The sequence below is a fragment of the Paenibacillus sp. S33 genome (assembly GCF_053615415.1).
On sequence record NZ_JBSIEZ010000001.1, the window covers coordinates 2,337,112 to 2,353,861 of the forward strand.

Below are 16,750 nucleotides of genomic sequence, written 5' to 3' on the forward strand. Positions count from 1 at the left end.
AAGGAGGGAAAAATATGTCCAAGGTTGTCATCCTATCAGGCAGTCCGTCTACACAATCCCGTTTATACGGCTTGATTAACTATACAACGGAGCAGTTGCAGCAGGCTGGAGCGGAGGTCACATTACTGAATGTGGTCGACTTGCCAGCGGAGGATCTGGTCACAGCTAACTTTAACAGCCCCGACGTCACAGCATCACTTGCATTGATTGCAGCAGCGGATGCCGTTATTGTGGCTTCTCCAGTCTATAAGGCGTCCTATTCAGGGCTATTGAAAATATTCCTGGATTTGGTTCCGCAGGAGGGGCTAAGAGGGAAACCAGTCTTGCCTTTATTTATCGGAGGTACACTGGCTCACCTGCTGGTCATTGACTATGCCTTGAAGCCGGTTATTAATGCACTGGGCGGAAGACATATTCTTGGCGGGGTGTATGCAGTGGATCAGTGGGTCGAACGTCTGCCAGATGGAGCATACGGGTTGTCGGAAGAATTGGTTGCACGGTTGGAACGTTCTGTTAAAGAACTAAATGAGCTATTAAAATTATAGATATTTTCAATATTTCCATTGACAGGTCGTTCAGTGAGTTTTATGATACAAAAAACCAAGTTAACTCATTGGATAAATGTATATAAAACTTACTGGGGGACTTGCGTATGAATATCGAGAATATGGAAGCCTTTGTATACGTGAATCATTATGGGAGCTTTAATAAGGCTGCAGAAGCCTTGTTCTTGTCCCAGCCCTCTGTTACAGCCCGGATTCAGACGCTAGAGCGCGAGCTAGAATGCAAGTTGTTCGACCGCCAAAGCAAGCAAACGGTTCTGACGGAGGATGGACGAAAGTTTCTTCCTTATGCGGAGCAGATGCTTCAGGTGCTGCAAAAAGGGAAACAAAAGCTCCAACAGCGTAAGAAAGCCCCTCAGCAAATTCGAATTGGTTGCACGATATCGGTGTCGAACTACATCATTCCTGAAATATTAAAGCAGCTTCGTGCCCGTTATCCAGAGGTTAACTACAAAATTGTAACGGCTACGACGGATCAACTGGTACATAAACTGTTGAACCGTGAGGTAGACATTAGTTTTGTGCGTAAAGTGATGCATCCGGCTATCCGTACGCTTGCTTTTTATGAAGATCCGATTTCCCTGTATGTATACGACGGCCATCCGTTTATGAAGACAGGAAAGGCCAGCATACAGGATATTCAACGTGAAACACTGGTGTTTTTCGAATGCGGATCACTAGATTGGATGAGAATTCATCGCGCTTTTGAATCACTGGAGCAACCACCGGACATTGCTTTTCAGGTAGACAATGTGGTCACGGCCAAAAAGCTGGTATTGGAGGAAGCGGGTATTGCCTTTTTGCCGGATGTCTGTGTGAACCGTGAAGTAAAAGATCAGAAACTGTTCCGTATCCATGTTCCAGAGGTAGCTGGTGTGTCGATGCAGATTAGCATAATAGCGACCAAAGAAGACTGTGCAGTGACCTCGGATTTTGCAGATGCACTGACAGAAGGTTTCCGGGGTGCTGTTTTGTTATAGAAAAGTTCTATGGCTTAATGGATTGACGTATAGGTTTCCAGGTGTTAAATTAATCACATCCTAAAACCGATTAAACTTATAGGAATTATTAATTATTGGATGTTGTAGCTACCATGTATGTCGCAAACTGCTGATATACAAAGAGATGAGGGGGATTCATATGAAAAAGTGGTTTGCAATATTGTCTGTTATGGCAATCATCCTGGTGTTGGCAGGCTGCGGTTCCTCGGATAACGCGTCTAGCGCGTCAGGTTCAAGCGGAGACGTGAAGAAAATTATCGTAGGCACAGGTACTCAATTCAAAAATGTATGCTTTATTGACGAAAACGGAAATTTAACAGGTTTTGATGTGGAGCTGATTAAGGAGCTGGACAAGCGCCTGCCTCAATACGAATTTGAATTCAAAACGATGGACTTTGGAAATTTGCTGCTAAGTCTCGATGCCGGCAAGATTGATCTGGTATCGCATCAAATGGAAAAAAACCCGGAGCGCGAAGCCAAGTATCTGTTCAACAAAAATCCGTATAGCATTTTTCTGAACAGAGTCGCTGTAGCGAAGGATAACAATACCATTCATTCAATTGATGATTTGAAAGGGAAAAAGGTACTCACCAGTCCAACCAGTAATGCGGCGTATGTGCTGAAAGAGTATAACAAAACCCACGCAGATGCCCTGAATATCGTTTATACGAGTGGTGCAGCCAATGATACGGTACAACAAATTACGAGCGGCCGTATAGATGCTACCGTTACGACAGACTTTGCGAACCGTTTTAACACCGATGAAAAAGGAGAAGTAGCTCTGAAAACCGTTGGTGATCCTTTGACTCAATCGGATGTACTGTATGTACTGAACAAAAATGAGCAAGGGTTGGCGGATGACCTCGACAAAGCCATTCAGGAAGTGAAGGACGACGGTACGCTGTCGAAGCTGAGCATTAAATGGCTTGGAGAGGATTTCACTAAGTCTCTGGAAGATGTGAAAAAAGAAGGTAGCAGCAGTAAGAAGTAAGGATAGACTTGGACATTTCAGCGGTCAGGGTACTCTATGTATTCTGGCCGCTGATGTATAGAAAGGAGGCAGGCATATGAGCAGAGAGTTCAATATTGACTATGTTTTTAGCTTTATCCCGAAAATGCTGTCTTACTTACACATCACCTTGTTTATTGTGGCAAGCTCGCTTGTGTTGGGGCTTATTATTGGTCTGTTGGTTGCGCTGCCTCGCATGTATAACATTCCATTTCTCAAACGTGTTTCTCAAGTGTATGTTTCCTTTTTTCGCGGAACACCTATTCTAATCCAATTGTTTCTGGTGTATTACGGCCTGCCAGAGCTACAAAAGCTGGTGGATATCAATTCCTCCAGATGGGATGTGCTGTGGTTTGCCGTAGCAACCTACGCGCTCAATAGTGGAGCCTTTATTTCCGAAATTATCAGGTCAGGAGTAGAGGCTGTAGATCGGGGACAAATCGAGGCTGCACAGTCCGTCGGCATGTCAGGCTATCAGACCTTTACACGTATCATTATGCCGCAAGCGCTGGCTGTCGTGGTTCCGGTATTTTCCAATCTGGTGATTGGCAATCTGAAGGATACTTCGCTGGCATTTACGATCGGAGCGATGGAGATGACAGGGAAATCACAGACATTAGGGTCGGCTACCCAACATTTTGTTGAAACCTATATCGCGTTATCCCTTATCTATCTGGTGATCAGTCTGATTTTACAAAAATTGTTCAAGGTGCTGGAAAATACGCTTCTCCGGCATGAGCATCGGGATGCAGTGCAGAAAGAACCCGAAAAACGAAAAAGCTTTGTGGTGCGTTACCTGAGAAGTCCCCGTCTTAGTAAAGGAGGTAAAGGCATATGAGTCTGGATTTTGGCTTTATATATACTGCCTTTTTAGGGTTGTTCTCCGCGTTGCCCAACACCTTAATTATTACGGTGGTTTCCGTACTGGCAGGGTTGGTCATCGGTATTATAACGGCGCTGGCGCGAATCTATAAGGTTCCTGTGTTGTCCCAGATTTCTCACGGTTACGTTACCTTTATCCGTGGCACACCGATGCTGATGCATTTGCTGCTTATTTATTTCAGTTTGCCTTTGTTGATTGATGCGGGAGCGAAGCATTTCGGCTGGCCGCTGCAATCCAAAGATGTTCCTTATATGGTATTTGCACTCATTTCGTTTTCCATTACCAGTGGCGCGTATATGTCTGAGGTCGTCCGTTCTGGAATTCAATCGGTCAACAAGGGACAAATCGAGGCGGCTTATGCCGTCGGTATGACGACGTGGCAAGTGCTAAGACGGATTGTATTTCCGCAGGCGTTCGTGGTGAGTTTGCCAAACCTGACGAATTCCGTTATTGGGATGCTTCATGGCTCTACCTTGGCCTTCACGGTTTCGGTCACAGAAATCCAGGCACAGGCTGAGATTCTGGCATCTACCAACTGGAAATATTTAGAGGTATATATTGCAGCTGCACTGCTATTTTGGGGCTTGACGGTATTGATTGAACGAATATCCGGCTTGGTGGAGAAAAAAATCAATGTGTTTAATGGAGGTCGAGCATCATGATCCGTCTGCAAAATATTACGAAGTCGTTCGGCAAACATGAAGTGCTCAAAGGCATTGATTTGACCGTGAACAAAGGCGAGGTCGTCGTTATTTTAGGCCCGAGCGGTTCAGGTAAAACGACTCTGCTACGCTGCATTAATTATCTGGAAAAGCCGAATGATGGGGAAGTTAGCATTGGCGATTTTACAGTGAACTGCAAGCGACCTGCGAAGAAGGATGTTTTGGCTCTACGTCAAAAGACAGCTATGGTTTTCCAGCAATACAATTTGTTCAAGCATAAAACAGCACTGGAAAATGTCATGGAAGGACTTGTCGTTGTCCGCAAGGTCAAGCAGGAGGAAGCGAAAAAAATCAGCATTGAAGTGCTGGAAAAGGTCGGTCTGGGTGAAAAGCTGAATCATTATCCAAGCCAGCTGTCTGGCGGGCAGCAGCAGCGTGTCGGCATAGCACGTGCTTTGGCGCTGAACCCGGAAGTGATTTTGTTCGATGAGCCGACTTCGGCGCTGGACCCTGAATTGGTGGGTGAGGTGCTGTCGGTGATCCGCAAGATTGCAAAGGAAGGCATTACGATGATTGTCGTTACACATGAAATGGGCTTTGCGCGCGATGTTTCAAATCATGTGGTATTTATGGATGGCGGTCATATTATCGAGGAAGGCACACCGGACGACATTTTTAACCACCCCAAAGAGGAACGTACCAAACAATTTCTGAAACGGATTACACCGGAATATAACTATTCAATTTAGACGGGAGAGGGAGACATGAGTATTAAAATCGGAGTATTGGATCAAAGCCCTATACACGAGGGGGAAACGGCAGCGCAGGCCCTTCGTAATACGATTAAGCTAGCACAGCGTGTAGAGGAATTGGGATTTACGCGCTTCTGGGTATCAGAGCATCACGATTCCGAGCAGGTTGCAGGCTCTTCGCCAGAGGTACTCATTTCCCATTTGCTGGCACGCACTGAGCGTATTAAAGTCGGTTCTGGTGGAGTGATGCTTCAGCATTACAGCCCTTATAAAGTAGCTGAAAACTTTAATGTGCTGTCCTCTCTTGCACCGGGTCGCGTAGATTTGGGAATCGGACGCGCACCGGGCGGGTTGCCGAAATCCACACAGGCGTTACAACGAAACATTCATGATGCGCCTTCTCTCGAAGAAAAAATTGATGAAGTAAGTCGCTATATTCATAATATTCCGTCTGAAGAAGGACCGTTAGCCGGGTTACAGGCGAACCCGATTCCAGAAATACCAGCGGATATTTACGTTTTGGGTACAAGTACAGACAGTGCTGGAATTGCTGCGCGCTTGGGGTTGCCCTACGTTTTCTCGCAATTTATCAATAGTAATGAGCAGGTTGCATTGGAATCATTCCGTACGTATCGGGCGTCTTTCGATTATAGTTATGGACGTGAGCCGAAAGCTCTTTTTGCGCTTTCAGTCATCGTAGCGGACACTTCCGAGGAAGCTGCGGAGTTAGCAGGTGAGCACAAGCTGTACAAAATTCATCTGACCAGTGGCAAGACGGCTACGGTGGGCACGCTGGAAAGTGCAGAAGAGTTTGGCAAGCAATCGGGTGAAGAATATACAATTGAAGCTACACAAGCGCAAATTAACAAAGGAAATAAAGACGAAATCTATGCTGTGCTGACGGAAATTCAAGCGAAGTATCAGGCCGATGAGCTGATCGTTACGACAGGAATAAGAGATATACACAAGCGTGTGCGCTCGTTCGAGTTGTTGCATGAAGCTTTTGCCGGATTGCCTGTGCAGTCCTAGATGTTGTTGGTCTGAGAGAATTATAACTATTTTGGGTTCACGAAGGAGGAATAGGGATGAGTGGATCAACCGGGACGAAGGAGCAGATTTTGGAGCAGAAGTTGGTGGACATTCGCCGCCATCTGCATCGAAATCCCGAGCTATCTAACGAGGAGGTTGAAACTACCGCCTTTATCCGCCGTCTGCTGGAAGAACAGAACATAACCATTCTGGATGTGCCGCTGCGTACCGGATTAGTTGCGGAAATCGGAGGACAGCAGGAGGGACCAACTGTCGCGCTTCGTGCAGACATTGATGCGTTGCCCATTCAGGAGGAGACGGGATTGCCTTATGCTTCGGTGCACCCCGGCAAAATGCATGCCTGTGGGCATGATTTTCATACCGCATCCCTGTTAGGAGCAGCCATACTCCTGAAGCAGCGGGAGCAGGAGCTGAAAGGCACGGTTCGGCTGGTGTTCCAGCCAGCCGAAGAAAAGGCCAAAGGCGCTGCCCAAGTGCTGGACAGCGGTGCGCTGACAGGGGTGCAGGCCATATTCGGCCTGCATAACAAGCCGGACCTGCCCGTAGGCACGGTCGGCATCAAAGAAGGTCCGCTAATGGCAGCGGCAGATGGTTTTTACATCGAGGTGGAGGGTCTGAGCACACATGCGGCAGTGCCACATGCAGGGATTGACCCCATCGTGGTATCGTCACATATCATTACGGCGCTGCAATCCATTGTGAGTCGGAGCGTTAATCCGCTGGATAGCGCGGTCATTAGCGTCACGAAGCTGCACAGTGGCAACGCCTGGAACATCATTCCAGACCGTGCCCATTTGGACGGAACCATTCGCACATTTGACGAGAACGTTCGCGCCCAGGTGACTGAGCGCTTCGAACAGGTCGTAAAAGGCGTTGCGGATGCTTTCGGCACGAAAGCGACCATCCGCTGGATCGAGGGTCCGCCGCCTGTGCTGAACGACGGTAAGTTGGCCGTCATCGCGGAGGAGGCGGCAGAAGCGGTCGGTCTGGAAGTCGTTCGCCCCATACCGTCCTCGGCGAGCGAGGATTTTGGGTTTTATCAGAAGAACATCCCCGGTGTATTTGTCTTTGTCGGCACTGCTGGAAGCCAGGAATGGCATCATCCTGCCTTTGATCTGGACGAACGCGCGTTGCCCGGAACAGCGAAGCTACTGGCTTCACTGGCAGATTCGGCATTGATATCCATAGAGTAGGAGTGCGAGCCTAGTCTATGGATACTGATCCCCTCCTTTTAGAGGGGATATTTTTGTTTGACGCTGTATCATTCCAATTATAGTATAATTTTGTGATTTTATTAAAAATCAAGAGTGGGTGTAATAAGAGAGTAGGCGTTGTCCTTTTAGATGTCTCGTTTCCCAAGCGTGACTAACGGCGATGAGGGTCCCATCGATCCATCACCTGATGAAAACGTAAACATTGCGCCAGCTGCAACGGTCAGCACTTCTTATACTTCGCCTTGGGAAAATGTGAGCGCGCTTAATGATGGATTTGACCCAACCAGCTCTAATGATCAAAGTCATGCCGTGTATGGTAACTGGCCTGAGACGGGTACACAATGGGTCCAATATGATTTTGATCAAGAATATACGTTATCCCAAACGGATGTCTATTGGTTCCAAGATGGCGCGGGCGTTGATGTTCCTAAATCTTACAAGATTAAGTATTGGAATGGTTCCAGCTGGTCCAATGTCAAGCAGGCTAATGGATTGGGTACTTCGGCAGACCAGTATAATACAACTACTTTTACGCCTGTAAAAACAACGAAATTAAGAATTGAAATGGTATCCAAAGGTTCAGCATCCACAGGAATATTAGAGTGGAAAGTAACAGCTAACAAACTTTAAACATCATATTATTTATCTAAAGGTTGTCTCCTGCGATTATTTGTGGGAGACAACCTTTTCTAATTCATAGCTGAACAGTTAGAGTCTGATGAGATCAGGCTTTTTTTGCGCCTTGATTATGATGCTTGTTACGTTCATATTTGTACCTGTGTTTTGCTACATTCTCGTATGAATGGATCACTAAGAATGAACGGGTGTACGATAGTATGTATAATGGACATCAGATATGATAGAAAAGAGGACAGAAAGCGATGAGTCACGACGTGAATGCTCCTTACGATGTACATGTAGCGTATGGACCCGTGTTTGAGTTGCTCAGCAGCTTACACACCTTTATTTGCCGCAAGGCTTACAAGAAGACCGATTTATCAGCCGAGTGGGCGGAGCAAGTGCGTGGAACGCTGTCTCCAGGTTTGTCTGAATTGCTGGAGTCCTTGGAAATCAATGTAGATTGGAAGGTTATTTATGGACTCGTCTGTATGCTTTCTGATCAGGGGAACGTTGAAGAGGTCGTAGACCGTCTGGAGAACCGGACTGTACAGGAATTAAACGAACAGGCATCAGCCTATGGGATACCGCTGCCTGACGACATGGAGAAGCTTCGCAAACTTGCTTTGCAGCTGCTATCCGGTTGGGATAAAGAGTATTTTCGTCATGTGGATACAAGGATTCTAAGCGGGCTGAAACAGGAAGCGGAACGCAGAAACCGGGAGAAGGGCGCATATAGCTCTATGGAGTGGGTGGATCGTACAACTAATGGCTTCCGATTCGAGCCTTCCGAAGGGTTGACGCAGGTGTTGCTGGTACCGCAATATCATTTTCAGCCGATAAATATTATTTATCGATTTGGGCCGCTCCTGTTGTGCCATTACTCAGCAGGAATTTATGTTCAGGAGGACGATTTTTTATCCCCACAGGAATATCGAATGATCCGAAGCTTGGGGGAGAAGAGCAGGCTCAAGATTTTAAAATATTTGTACCAAAGCCAGTCTCCACGCACCTTTATTGAGATTGTCCGTCATCTCAAGCTGTCCAAGGGAATCACGCACGACCATATTTTTAAGCTTCGTGCCTCTGGCTTCATCCATGCACATTTTGATGGTGAAACATTGCTCGGCTATAGCGCACGGCTTTCGGCTGTGGATGAAATGCATCGAAGCATTACTGGCTATATGGAGCGAAATTAGGCTGCACGCACCAGTTAGACTTTAACACTTTAAACAAATAGACGCCGACCATTTGGAATCCAGATGAGTGGACGTCTATTTTTTTACATAAAAATGGAGTTCTCTCTTTACAGAACCGGAATAGATTCCTATAATGAGATTTATCTTATTAATTACAACTTGTTCGATCGGAATTTACTAAATTAACTCGGGGGGATTATTTTGAAAAAGGGAGTTATTCTACTCAGCAGTCTACTTCTGGCAAGTTCTACCTTATTAGCAGCTTGCTCTAGTGGTGGATCAGATAGCGCTAGCGATGCTACTTCGCAAAATAGTGATGCCGCACAGACAGCCGCTACAGCGCAGCCATTAACAAGTCTGGTACAAGCTTCTGATTTATCCAAATTGCCGGAAGTGTCCCAAAAGAGAAGCGACACGATTATTGTTGGTCTGACTGACCCAGCTGGGGTGTTTACTCCGTATTTTAACCAAAGCGGCTATGACGGCAACGTGATTTCGCAGTTGTGGACTCCGCTGGTCACGGTAGACGAGAAGGGGCTTCCGGTGCCCAATCTGGCTAAGAGCTGGGATATTTCCAAGGATAATCTAACGTATACGTTTCATCTGGTTACCGGTACAAAATTCAGTGATGGCTCTCCTTTGACAGCTGAGGATGTCGCTTTTACCTGGACGTTGATCTATGACAAAGCCTATCCTGGTGACAGCCAAATCCGAAAGTTGAACATTAAAGGCGGCAAAGACTATACGGAAGGCAAGGCAAAACAAATTGCAGGAATCAAGGTGATTGATGCGCAGACCATTTCTGCGACGTTGGAAAAACCAAACGCGCTGGCTTTGCCGATTCTGGGTGAGTATGTACTGTCCAAAGCCTACTACGGCAAGGATTACAAGTTCGGAGAGCTGGATTATTTTAAAAATTTACATAGTAGTCCTCTGGGAAATGGGGCTTATAAGTTAGAAAAATTCATTCCGGGGCAAGAAGTTCGTCTGGAGGCGAATGATTACTTTTTCAAAGGCAAACCGAAAACACAGCATTTCATTTACAAAACAGCAGAAGGCGACGCTTGGCAATTCATAGAAACAGGCGATACCGATTTTGCATCCTTCACCGCAACGCAGGAGAATATCGACAAACTAAAAGGGCTTGGCTTTTTAAACATTTTGCCGTATACCCCTAGCACTTACGGATATTTGCAAGTCAATCTGGAAAATGAAAAGCTGAAGGATAAAAAGGTTCGTCAAGCATTGACCTATGGACTGGATCGGAAAAGCATTTATGTCGACGCAGCTCAGGGAGCAGGGGCAGTTGCAAACATTCCAGCTTCCCCAATATTCTGGTCTTACACGACCGATGGAATCAATCCATACAACTACGACCCGGAGCAAGCGAAAAAGCTGCTGGATGAAGCGGGTTGGGTAGAAGGTAGTGACGGTATCCGTGAGAAAAACGGACAGAAGCTGACCATTCACCTGCTGACCTCTAAACGTCCAGAAACAGACACCTTTATTGCGCTTGCGGCTGAAAATTACAAAGCGATTGGTGTTGACCTTCAACCGGAAATCTTTGCAGACTTTAATGCAATGGTCGCCAAAGTGGAAGGTAAAGATTATGATCTTGCCGCCTTCTCGACAGGCATGCTGACAGATCCATCAGATGGAATCGAGCAATTCGTCAATGGAGAAGTCAAGGGATATAACAATCCAAAGGTAAAAGAGCTATATGAAAAAGGCTTGTCTACGACGAATATGGAAGAACGGAAGAAAATATATCAAGAATTATATGTGCTGCTAAACGATGAACTGCCCGTTATTTTTACCAACTATAAGAAGACGGTGTATGCCTACAATGGTCGGATGGAACATGTAAAGGTCAGTCCGTTCATTGGCTTGTCTGGTAATCTGTTCGAATGGTCCCTTAAATAAGCCACATTTGCGGGCCCCTTGTGAAGAACATCAGGTTCAGATCAAGGGGCCTCCCAAATGGGGGAAACGTAATGAGTAGCCTGACCTTGAATTGAAAGGAGTCTGTCATGAGCTCGTTTTTAACGAAAAGACTGACGTATATGGTTATTATTTTGTTGGCCGCTTCGATTATGATTTTTTTCCTGTATGCCATGACACCGGGAGATTTCATTAGCGGCAATCTGAAGCTGTCGCCGGAGAGAAAAGCGGAGCTGAGGGAAATTTACGGCCTGAATAAGCCTATTCTTGAACGCTATGGAAATTGGTTAGGCAATGCGCTGCACGGCAATTTTGGTTATTCGCTTGCCCAGCAGAAGCCGGTGCTGACCTTATTTAATGAGTACATCTGGAACTCGTTTTTGCTGGCCGTTGTATCGACCTTCCTGACCTGGTTTATCGCGGTCATTATCGGTGTGATTGCTGCTTATAAGCAGTATTCATGGTTTGATACTCTGGTAATGGTGGTGATTTTCGCTGCCATGTCTGTTCCCTCCTTTTTTATCGGGTTGTATCTGATTAAAATCGCAGCGGTTGACCTGAAGTGGTTGCCACCCGGTGGCATGCTCAATACGGGCAGTAACGCTACAGGTATGGAGTATGTGAAGGAGGTTCTCCAGCATATGACCTTGCCAGTGATCGTTATGACGCTGCTGGGACTGGGGTCGTTGACCCGCTACTTCCGTAGCAATATGATCGACGTGATCCAGCAGGATTATATACGCACAGCCCGTGCAAAGGGCTTAAAGGAAAGAAAGGTACTTTTTACGCACGCATTGAGAAATGCATTGCTGCCTGCCATTACGCTCGTTGGCTTCGAATTACCTGCGCTGTTTGGCGGGTCCCTGATTATTGAAAAGATTTTTAATTGGCCAGGAATCGGTCAGTTGTACATGCAATCCTTTTCGCTCCGGGATTATCCGCTACTTATGGGCTTTACGATGCTGATTGCCATATTGAGCGTTATCGGGACACTGTTGTCCGATATTTTGTATCGCATCGCGGACCCGCGTGTGAAAGTGTAAGAAGGGGGCTAAGGAATGTCATCCGTGAGCAGTAATTTGAGCAAGAGCAACGGCAGACTGCGAACAACTGTTAAATCTTCAATGTGGCAGCAAGCGCTCCGGCAGCTGTTCAGAAACAAGCTTGCTATGGCTGGTCTGCTCGTCGTGGTATTTATGTTTTTGCTCTGTTTTATCGGTCCGTTATGTTCTCCTTATTCCGATAATAAAACAAATATATTAATGATGAACAAGGCGCCCAATATCCATCACTGGTTAGGAACTGACAAGCTGGGGCGGGATGTGATGACACGCGTGATGCAAGCAGGTCAAATTTCTCTTACCGTGGGTTTAGCCTCAATGGTATTGTCAGTCTTTCTGGGGGCTACGCTGGGGGTCATATCCGCATATTTTCGCGGGATTGCGGATCAGATTATTATGCGTGTTGCTGATTTGCTGCTGACGATTCCCAGTTTGCCCCTGCTATTTATTATGGGCGCGCTGCTATCTGACTGGAAGGTTCCACCCGATCAGCGGATGTATATTGTCATGTTGATGCTTAGTCTAGTCAACTGGCCGGGGATTGCACGGATGGTGAGAGGCCAGATGCTTAGTTTGCGGGAACGTGAATTTATGCAAGCCGCGACGGTACTGGGACTCTCGAATCGTCGAAAGCTGTTCAAACATCTGCTGCCGAATATTTTACCGTTGTTGATCGTTATCGCTACATTGAATATTGGCGGAGCTATCTTGAGTGAATCTGTACTCAGCTTCTTTGGCCTTGGCGTGCTGCCCACGACACCGACTTGGGGCAATATGATTGATGCCGCTAACAATGTGCTGGATTTTCAGCAACGACCGTGGTTGTGGATACCGCCAGGACTGTCTATTTTTGCTACAGTCATCGCTATTAATATTTTTGGTGACGGGCTGCGGGATGTACTTGACCCGAAACATAAGAGGTAGGTGATCATACACCATGGACAATTTACTTTCTATTGAACATTTAAGCACTCATTTTTATACAGAAGAAGGAACGGTTAAAGCGGTGGATGATATCAGCTTCCGTGTGAAGCCGGGGGAAACGGTATGCATTGTCGGTGAATCGGGATGCGGCAAAAGTATTACCGCGATGTCCATCATGGGTCTGATCCAGAGTCCTGGTGGTAAAGTGGCAGGCGGAAGCATCCGCTTTGAGGAAACCGATCTGCTAGAGCTTAGCAGAAATGAGATGCGCACGATTCGCGGACATGAAATATCCATGATCTTTCAGGAGCCGATGTCTTCATTGAATCCAGTCATGACCATTGGTGAACAGCTATCCGAACCACTGATTGAGCATTTGAAAATGGGCCGTAAGGAAGCTCGTAAGCGAGCACTGGAGCTGATCGAACAGGTTGGTATATCCCGGCCGGAGCAGATTTTAAAAAGCTATCCGCATGAGCTGAGCGGGGGGATGCTGCAGCGAATTATGATTGCCATTGCTGTTTCTTGTGGTCCCAAGCTGCTTATCGCGGATGAGCCAACGACGGCGCTGGATGTAACGATTCAGGCGCAAATCCTGGATATGCTGCGTGAATTTAAAGCCCAATCCAATATGTCGCTCATGCTAATCACCCATGATCTGGGTGTTGTCGCCGAAATGGCTGATTACGTCATTGTGATGTATGCAGGCAAGATCGTCGAGGAAGGCGAAGTGGTACAGCTGTTTAATCATCCCAAGCATCCTTATACACAAGGGTTACTAAAATCCAAACCGGTGCTTAATCAGCGCCAAGAGGAACTGTATTCCATTCCCGGGCAGGTCCCTAATCCGCTGGAGCTGACGACTTCCTGTTATTTTCACGACCGCTGTGGGCATTGCATGGACATTTGTCGTGTAAAGGAGCCTACATTAAAGGAAGTTTCAGCTCAGCAGAAAGCATCCTGCTGGTTATATGAGGAGGCGGTTGTTCATGGCTGAGCCGTTGTTGGAAATAGACCGCTTAAAAACGTACTTTCCGGTGAAGTCCGGGTTTATGAACCGTACTTCAGGACATGTGCGGGCAGTAGACGATATCAGCTTTACGATCCGTCAGGGTGAAACTTTCGGATTGGTAGGGGAATCGGGGAGCGGTAAAAGCACGGTGGGCCGCACGATTGTTAGATTGACGGATAAAACGGACGGTACCGTAAAATACAAAGGGGTGGATCTGCACAGCTTGTCTGCCAAAGGGATGCAGGAACTTCGTCCCAAAATTCAGCTGATCTTTCAAGACCCCTATAGCTCGCTGAATCCGCGTGTACGGATTGGTGATGCCATTGGTGAGGCGCTACTGGATCACGATATAGCAACGAAGGAGGAGGTCCGGCAGATTGTGCTGGACGTGCTCAAGCTATGTGGATTGTCAGAGTATCATATCGACCGTTTTCCCCATGAATTTTCGGGAGGTCAACGCCAACGGATCGGCATTGCCCGAGCGCTGGCGCTTCAGCCGGATCTAATTATCGCTGATGAGCCGGTATCAGCGCTGGATGTGTCCATACAGGCGCAGATTATTAACCTATTCGCCAAATTGCAGGCCGAACGGGGTCTGACATATTTGTTCATCTCGCATGATTTGAGCGTGGTGGAACATTTGTGTTCCCGTATTGGCGTGATGTATTTAGGCTCCATGGTCGAAACGGCATCGCGTGACGAGCTATTCGGGAATCCGTTGCATCCGTATACGAAGGCGTTGCTGTCGGCTGTACCTATTCCGGTGCCGAAGCTGAAGAGAGAACGTATTTTGCTCAAGGGGGATATTCCTAGTCCGGTTAATCCGCCTTCGGGCTGCAAGTTCCATACTCGCTGCCCCTTTGCAATCGATCGTTGCTCCAAAGAGATTCCACTCTATCGTGAGGCTCGTCCAGATCACTGGGTAGCTTGCCATTTGGCTGAATGAACATAGCTAGTCAATAAATTTTAAAGCCGTTGAAACGGCAGACCGATCACAAGAGTGAACGGGGCTACTGTTTCAACGGCTTTTTAATGTTGTGATTCAAACCTCTTGGGTTGACAACCTACCTGGAGCACGTTATATTAAATATTAATCGTAATGATTACTATTTAATATGTGAAATCAAGTCCATATCCGTGTTCATCCATCTCGCGGTAGTGAGGGTGAACCTTCATGATTGGCATATATCACAAGGAGGAGCTTTACATGGCCAAGAAGTCAAAAGTCGTAAAAGAGAAGAAACGCCAGGAAATTGTAGCTAAATATGCGGACCTGAGACGTGAATTGAAAGCAAAAGGGGACTACGAAGCTTTGCAAAAGCTTCCGCGTGACTCATCTCCAACCCGCATGAAAAGCCGTTGCGAGCTGACAGGCAGACCTAGAGGATATTTGCGCAAATTCAAGCTGTCTCGAATCGCGTTCCGCGAGTTGGCACATAAAGGTCAAATTCCAGGAATTACGAAATCAAGCTGGTAAATAGGCACTTATGTCAATCGTCAGCGCATGGAGATTATCTGTGTTGTTAACCTGAGGGTATGTCTGATAGAAGGTTGTAACGGGAATGCTTCATGTCGTAGGGACATGGGGCATTCCTTTTCCATGGAAAATATTATCGTTTGTATTGATTCTCCTCAGATGGTTAGGTAGAATATGGACGGGTTAAAAATAATACATAACAAACGATGATATATCACATTATGTATACCTCAGGAGGAGCTACAAGATGGAAGTGAAACAGAAAGAGGACTCCTTTTGGAGTATGGTTAAAAAAGGAAACAAATCCTCGGGTTCGGCGGCGTTAGGTAATACCGGCATTGCCTTGATTAAGGGGATTGCTTTTGCCTTGACAGGCAGCGGTTCTATGTTTGCTACGATGATGCATTCCATTGCGGATGCAGTGAATCAAATGTTTGTATTCGCGGGCAGTGTACTGGCAGAGAAAAAACCGACAAAACGCTTTCCTACCGGCTTTGGACGAGTGATTAACCTGTTCTGTATGGTTGCCGTTATTGTCGTAACGATTATGGCCTATGAAACCGCATTGGAAGGCATTCATTTGCTGCAGCATCCGGCTGAATCTACACATGGATTTTGGATTAATGTAATAGTGCTGATTTTGTCACTAGTGGTGGACGGATTTGTATGGAGCAAAGCGATGAAAGAAGTGCTGCATGAATCCAGAGTAGAAGCGAAGGGGTTAGGCATTTTCACCTCTGCGTTCCGCCATGTGGGGCGTGCTGCACCGCCAACACGGCTGGTGTTTTATGAAGATTTGGTAGCAACAACGGGTGGAGTACTCGCTTTGCTAGCAGTGGTGGTCACATCGCTGACAGATTTTAAACTGCTGGACGGCATTTCAAGTATTCTCATCGGTTGTCTGATGGTCGGTGTTGCTTTCCGGGTCGGTTACGACAACATGGTAGGTTTGATCGGTGTATCTGCTCCTCCTGATATCGAAGAACGTGTGGCTTCCATTATTCTCGCAGATACGCATGTTACGGATATTTATCAAATGCGTATTTTGCAGGAGGGACGCTATTATCACGTGGAAGGGTTGATTGAGCTTACGCCGGGCATGACGCTGGCAGATGCTGACGATATTAAATTTAGAGTCGAGGACGCTTTGCTGCGTGATCCTAATATCTCAGATGCAGCACTGGGTATTCTGGAGGATGACGGGATTAGAAAGTGGAAACAAGAGAAACCCACAGTTTAGAAAACATGATCAAAGCGAATCTGGACGGAGATTGGCACTAGTGTAAAACAAGAACTTCCATGACCACGGCAACGGGGCATAGAGGTTCTTTTATTTTTTCTCAATTGTTTTGCTACCCCTTTGAATTTACAATGATTGTTAGAT

The 16,750-nt window shown here is 46.6% G+C and carries 16 protein-coding genes and 1 pseudogene; all 17 read left to right on the forward strand.

Going from position 1 to position 16,750, the window contains the following annotated elements; genetic code table 11:
• Positions 1 to 14 precede the first annotated feature (14 nt).
• On the forward strand, positions 15 to 545 hold the full coding sequence (gene ssuE / locus ACWGXJ_RS11085; protein ID WP_029519116.1) for an NADPH-dependent FMN reductase: 531 nt from the start codon (positions 15 to 17) through the stop codon (positions 543 to 545).
• A 107-nt stretch (positions 546 to 652) separates the two neighbouring features.
• Positions 653 to 1,543: a LysR family transcriptional regulator gene (locus ACWGXJ_RS11090; protein ID WP_013310069.1), complete on the forward strand. Its 891-nt coding sequence runs from the start codon at positions 653 to 655 to the stop codon at positions 1,541 to 1,543.
• 160 nt (positions 1,544 to 1,703) lie between these two features.
• Positions 1,704 to 2,555 (forward strand): transporter substrate-binding domain-containing protein, encoded by an 852-nt coding sequence (locus ACWGXJ_RS11095; protein WP_061830370.1) that lies wholly within the window; start codon positions 1,704 to 1,706, stop codon positions 2,553 to 2,555.
• 76 nt (positions 2,556 to 2,631) lie between these two features.
• Positions 2,632 to 3,411, forward strand: coding sequence for an amino acid ABC transporter permease (locus ACWGXJ_RS11100; RefSeq protein WP_452566726.1), 780 nt, complete (start codon positions 2,632 to 2,634; stop codon positions 3,409 to 3,411).
• Positions 3,408 to 4,118 (forward strand): amino acid ABC transporter permease, encoded by a 711-nt coding sequence (locus ACWGXJ_RS11105; RefSeq protein ID WP_061830372.1) that lies wholly within the window; start codon positions 3,408 to 3,410, stop codon positions 4,116 to 4,118. The genes ACWGXJ_RS11100 and ACWGXJ_RS11105 overlap by 4 nt, the downstream gene beginning before the upstream one ends.
• Positions 4,115 to 4,867, forward strand: a complete 753-nt coding sequence (locus ACWGXJ_RS11110) for an amino acid ABC transporter ATP-binding protein (protein WP_025722945.1) — start codon at positions 4,115 to 4,117, stop codon at positions 4,865 to 4,867. Before ACWGXJ_RS11105 ends, ACWGXJ_RS11110 begins: the two co-directional genes overlap by 4 nt.
• Positions 4,868 to 4,882: 15 nt before the next feature.
• Positions 4,883 to 5,899 carry an LLM class flavin-dependent oxidoreductase gene (locus ACWGXJ_RS11115; RefSeq protein ID WP_250268168.1) on the forward strand — a complete coding sequence of 339 codons (1,017 nt, stop codon included), beginning with the start codon at positions 4,883 to 4,885 and terminating at the stop codon, positions 5,897 to 5,899.
• A gap of 56 nt (positions 5,900 to 5,955) precedes the next feature.
• Positions 5,956 to 7,113 carry an amidohydrolase gene (locus ACWGXJ_RS11120; RefSeq protein ID WP_452566727.1) on the forward strand — a complete coding sequence of 386 codons (1,158 nt, stop codon included), beginning with the start codon at positions 5,956 to 5,958 and terminating at the stop codon, positions 7,111 to 7,113.
• A 153-nt stretch (positions 7,114 to 7,266) separates the two neighbouring features.
• A pseudogene (locus ACWGXJ_RS11125) lies at positions 7,267 to 7,764 on the forward strand (discoidin domain-containing protein); the annotation flags it as partial.
• A gap of 251 nt (positions 7,765 to 8,015) precedes the next feature.
• Positions 8,016 to 8,951: an ArsR family transcriptional regulator gene (locus ACWGXJ_RS11130; protein WP_452566728.1), complete on the forward strand. Its 936-nt coding sequence runs from the start codon at positions 8,016 to 8,018 to the stop codon at positions 8,949 to 8,951.
• Positions 8,952 to 9,152: 201 nt separating this feature from the next.
• Positions 9,153 to 10,874: an ABC transporter substrate-binding protein gene (locus ACWGXJ_RS11135; RefSeq protein ID WP_452566729.1), complete on the forward strand. Its 1,722-nt coding sequence runs from the start codon at positions 9,153 to 9,155 to the stop codon at positions 10,872 to 10,874.
• A gap of 107 nt (positions 10,875 to 10,981) precedes the next feature.
• Entirely contained in the window at positions 10,982 to 11,935 is a 954-nt protein-coding gene (locus ACWGXJ_RS11140; protein WP_452566730.1) for an ABC transporter permease, read from the forward strand.
• Between the two features lie 15 nt (positions 11,936 to 11,950).
• Entirely contained in the window at positions 11,951 to 12,877 is a 927-nt protein-coding gene (opp4C, locus tag ACWGXJ_RS11145; protein WP_069291794.1) for an oligopeptide ABC transporter permease, read from the forward strand.
• A 13-nt stretch (positions 12,878 to 12,890) separates the two neighbouring features.
• Positions 12,891 to 13,874 (forward strand): ABC transporter ATP-binding protein, encoded by a 984-nt coding sequence (locus ACWGXJ_RS11150; RefSeq protein ID WP_076160234.1) that lies wholly within the window; start codon positions 12,891 to 12,893, stop codon positions 13,872 to 13,874.
• Positions 13,867 to 14,835, forward strand: coding sequence for an ABC transporter ATP-binding protein (locus tag ACWGXJ_RS11155; protein ID WP_235308217.1), 969 nt, complete (start codon positions 13,867 to 13,869; stop codon positions 14,833 to 14,835). The genes ACWGXJ_RS11150 and ACWGXJ_RS11155 overlap by 8 nt, the downstream gene beginning before the upstream one ends.
• Before the next feature lie 261 nt (positions 14,836 to 15,096).
• Positions 15,097 to 15,366 carry a 30S ribosomal protein S14 gene (gene rpsN, locus ACWGXJ_RS11160; protein ID WP_069291797.1) on the forward strand — a complete coding sequence of 90 codons (270 nt, stop codon included), beginning with the start codon at positions 15,097 to 15,099 and terminating at the stop codon, positions 15,364 to 15,366.
• A gap of 247 nt (positions 15,367 to 15,613) precedes the next feature.
• A complete protein-coding gene (locus ACWGXJ_RS11165; RefSeq protein ID WP_069291798.1) occupies positions 15,614 to 16,606 on the forward strand; it encodes a cation diffusion facilitator family transporter in 993 nt (330 codons plus the stop codon).
• Positions 16,607 to 16,750: the final 144 nt, after the last annotated feature.

Excerpts from the sequence above, each read along its gene's own strand:
- ssuE (WP_029519116.1), top strand. The coding sequence starts at position 15 with ATGTCCAAGGTTGTCATCCTATCAGGCAGTCCGTCTACACAATCCCGT.
- ACWGXJ_RS11090 (WP_013310069.1), top strand. The coding sequence starts at position 653 with ATGAATATCGAGAATATGGAAGCCTTTGTATACGTGAATCATTATGGG.
- ACWGXJ_RS11095 (WP_061830370.1), top strand. The coding sequence starts at position 1,704 with ATGAAAAAGTGGTTTGCAATATTGTCTGTTATGGCAATCATCCTGGTG.
- ACWGXJ_RS11100 (WP_452566726.1), top strand. The coding sequence starts at position 2,632 with ATGAGCAGAGAGTTCAATATTGACTATGTTTTTAGCTTTATCCCGAAA.
- ACWGXJ_RS11105 (WP_061830372.1), top strand. The coding sequence starts at position 3,408 with ATGAGTCTGGATTTTGGCTTTATATATACTGCCTTTTTAGGGTTGTTC.
- ACWGXJ_RS11110 (WP_025722945.1), top strand. The coding sequence starts at position 4,115 with ATGATCCGTCTGCAAAATATTACGAAGTCGTTCGGCAAACATGAAGTG.
- ACWGXJ_RS11115 (WP_250268168.1), top strand. The coding sequence starts at position 4,883 with ATGAGTATTAAAATCGGAGTATTGGATCAAAGCCCTATACACGAGGGG.
- ACWGXJ_RS11120 (WP_452566727.1), top strand. The coding sequence starts at position 5,956 with ATGAGTGGATCAACCGGGACGAAGGAGCAGATTTTGGAGCAGAAGTTG.
- ACWGXJ_RS11130 (WP_452566728.1), top strand. The coding sequence starts at position 8,016 with ATGAGTCACGACGTGAATGCTCCTTACGATGTACATGTAGCGTATGGA.
- ACWGXJ_RS11140 (WP_452566730.1), top strand. The coding sequence starts at position 10,982 with ATGAGCTCGTTTTTAACGAAAAGACTGACGTATATGGTTATTATTTTG.
- opp4C (WP_069291794.1), top strand. The coding sequence starts at position 11,951 with ATGTCATCCGTGAGCAGTAATTTGAGCAAGAGCAACGGCAGACTGCGA.
- ACWGXJ_RS11150 (WP_076160234.1), top strand. The coding sequence starts at position 12,891 with ATGGACAATTTACTTTCTATTGAACATTTAAGCACTCATTTTTATACA.
- ACWGXJ_RS11155 (WP_235308217.1), top strand. The coding sequence starts at position 13,867 with ATGGCTGAGCCGTTGTTGGAAATAGACCGCTTAAAAACGTACTTTCCG.
- rpsN (WP_069291797.1), top strand. The coding sequence starts at position 15,097 with ATGGCCAAGAAGTCAAAAGTCGTAAAAGAGAAGAAACGCCAGGAAATT.
- ACWGXJ_RS11165 (WP_069291798.1), top strand. The coding sequence starts at position 15,614 with ATGGAAGTGAAACAGAAAGAGGACTCCTTTTGGAGTATGGTTAAAAAA.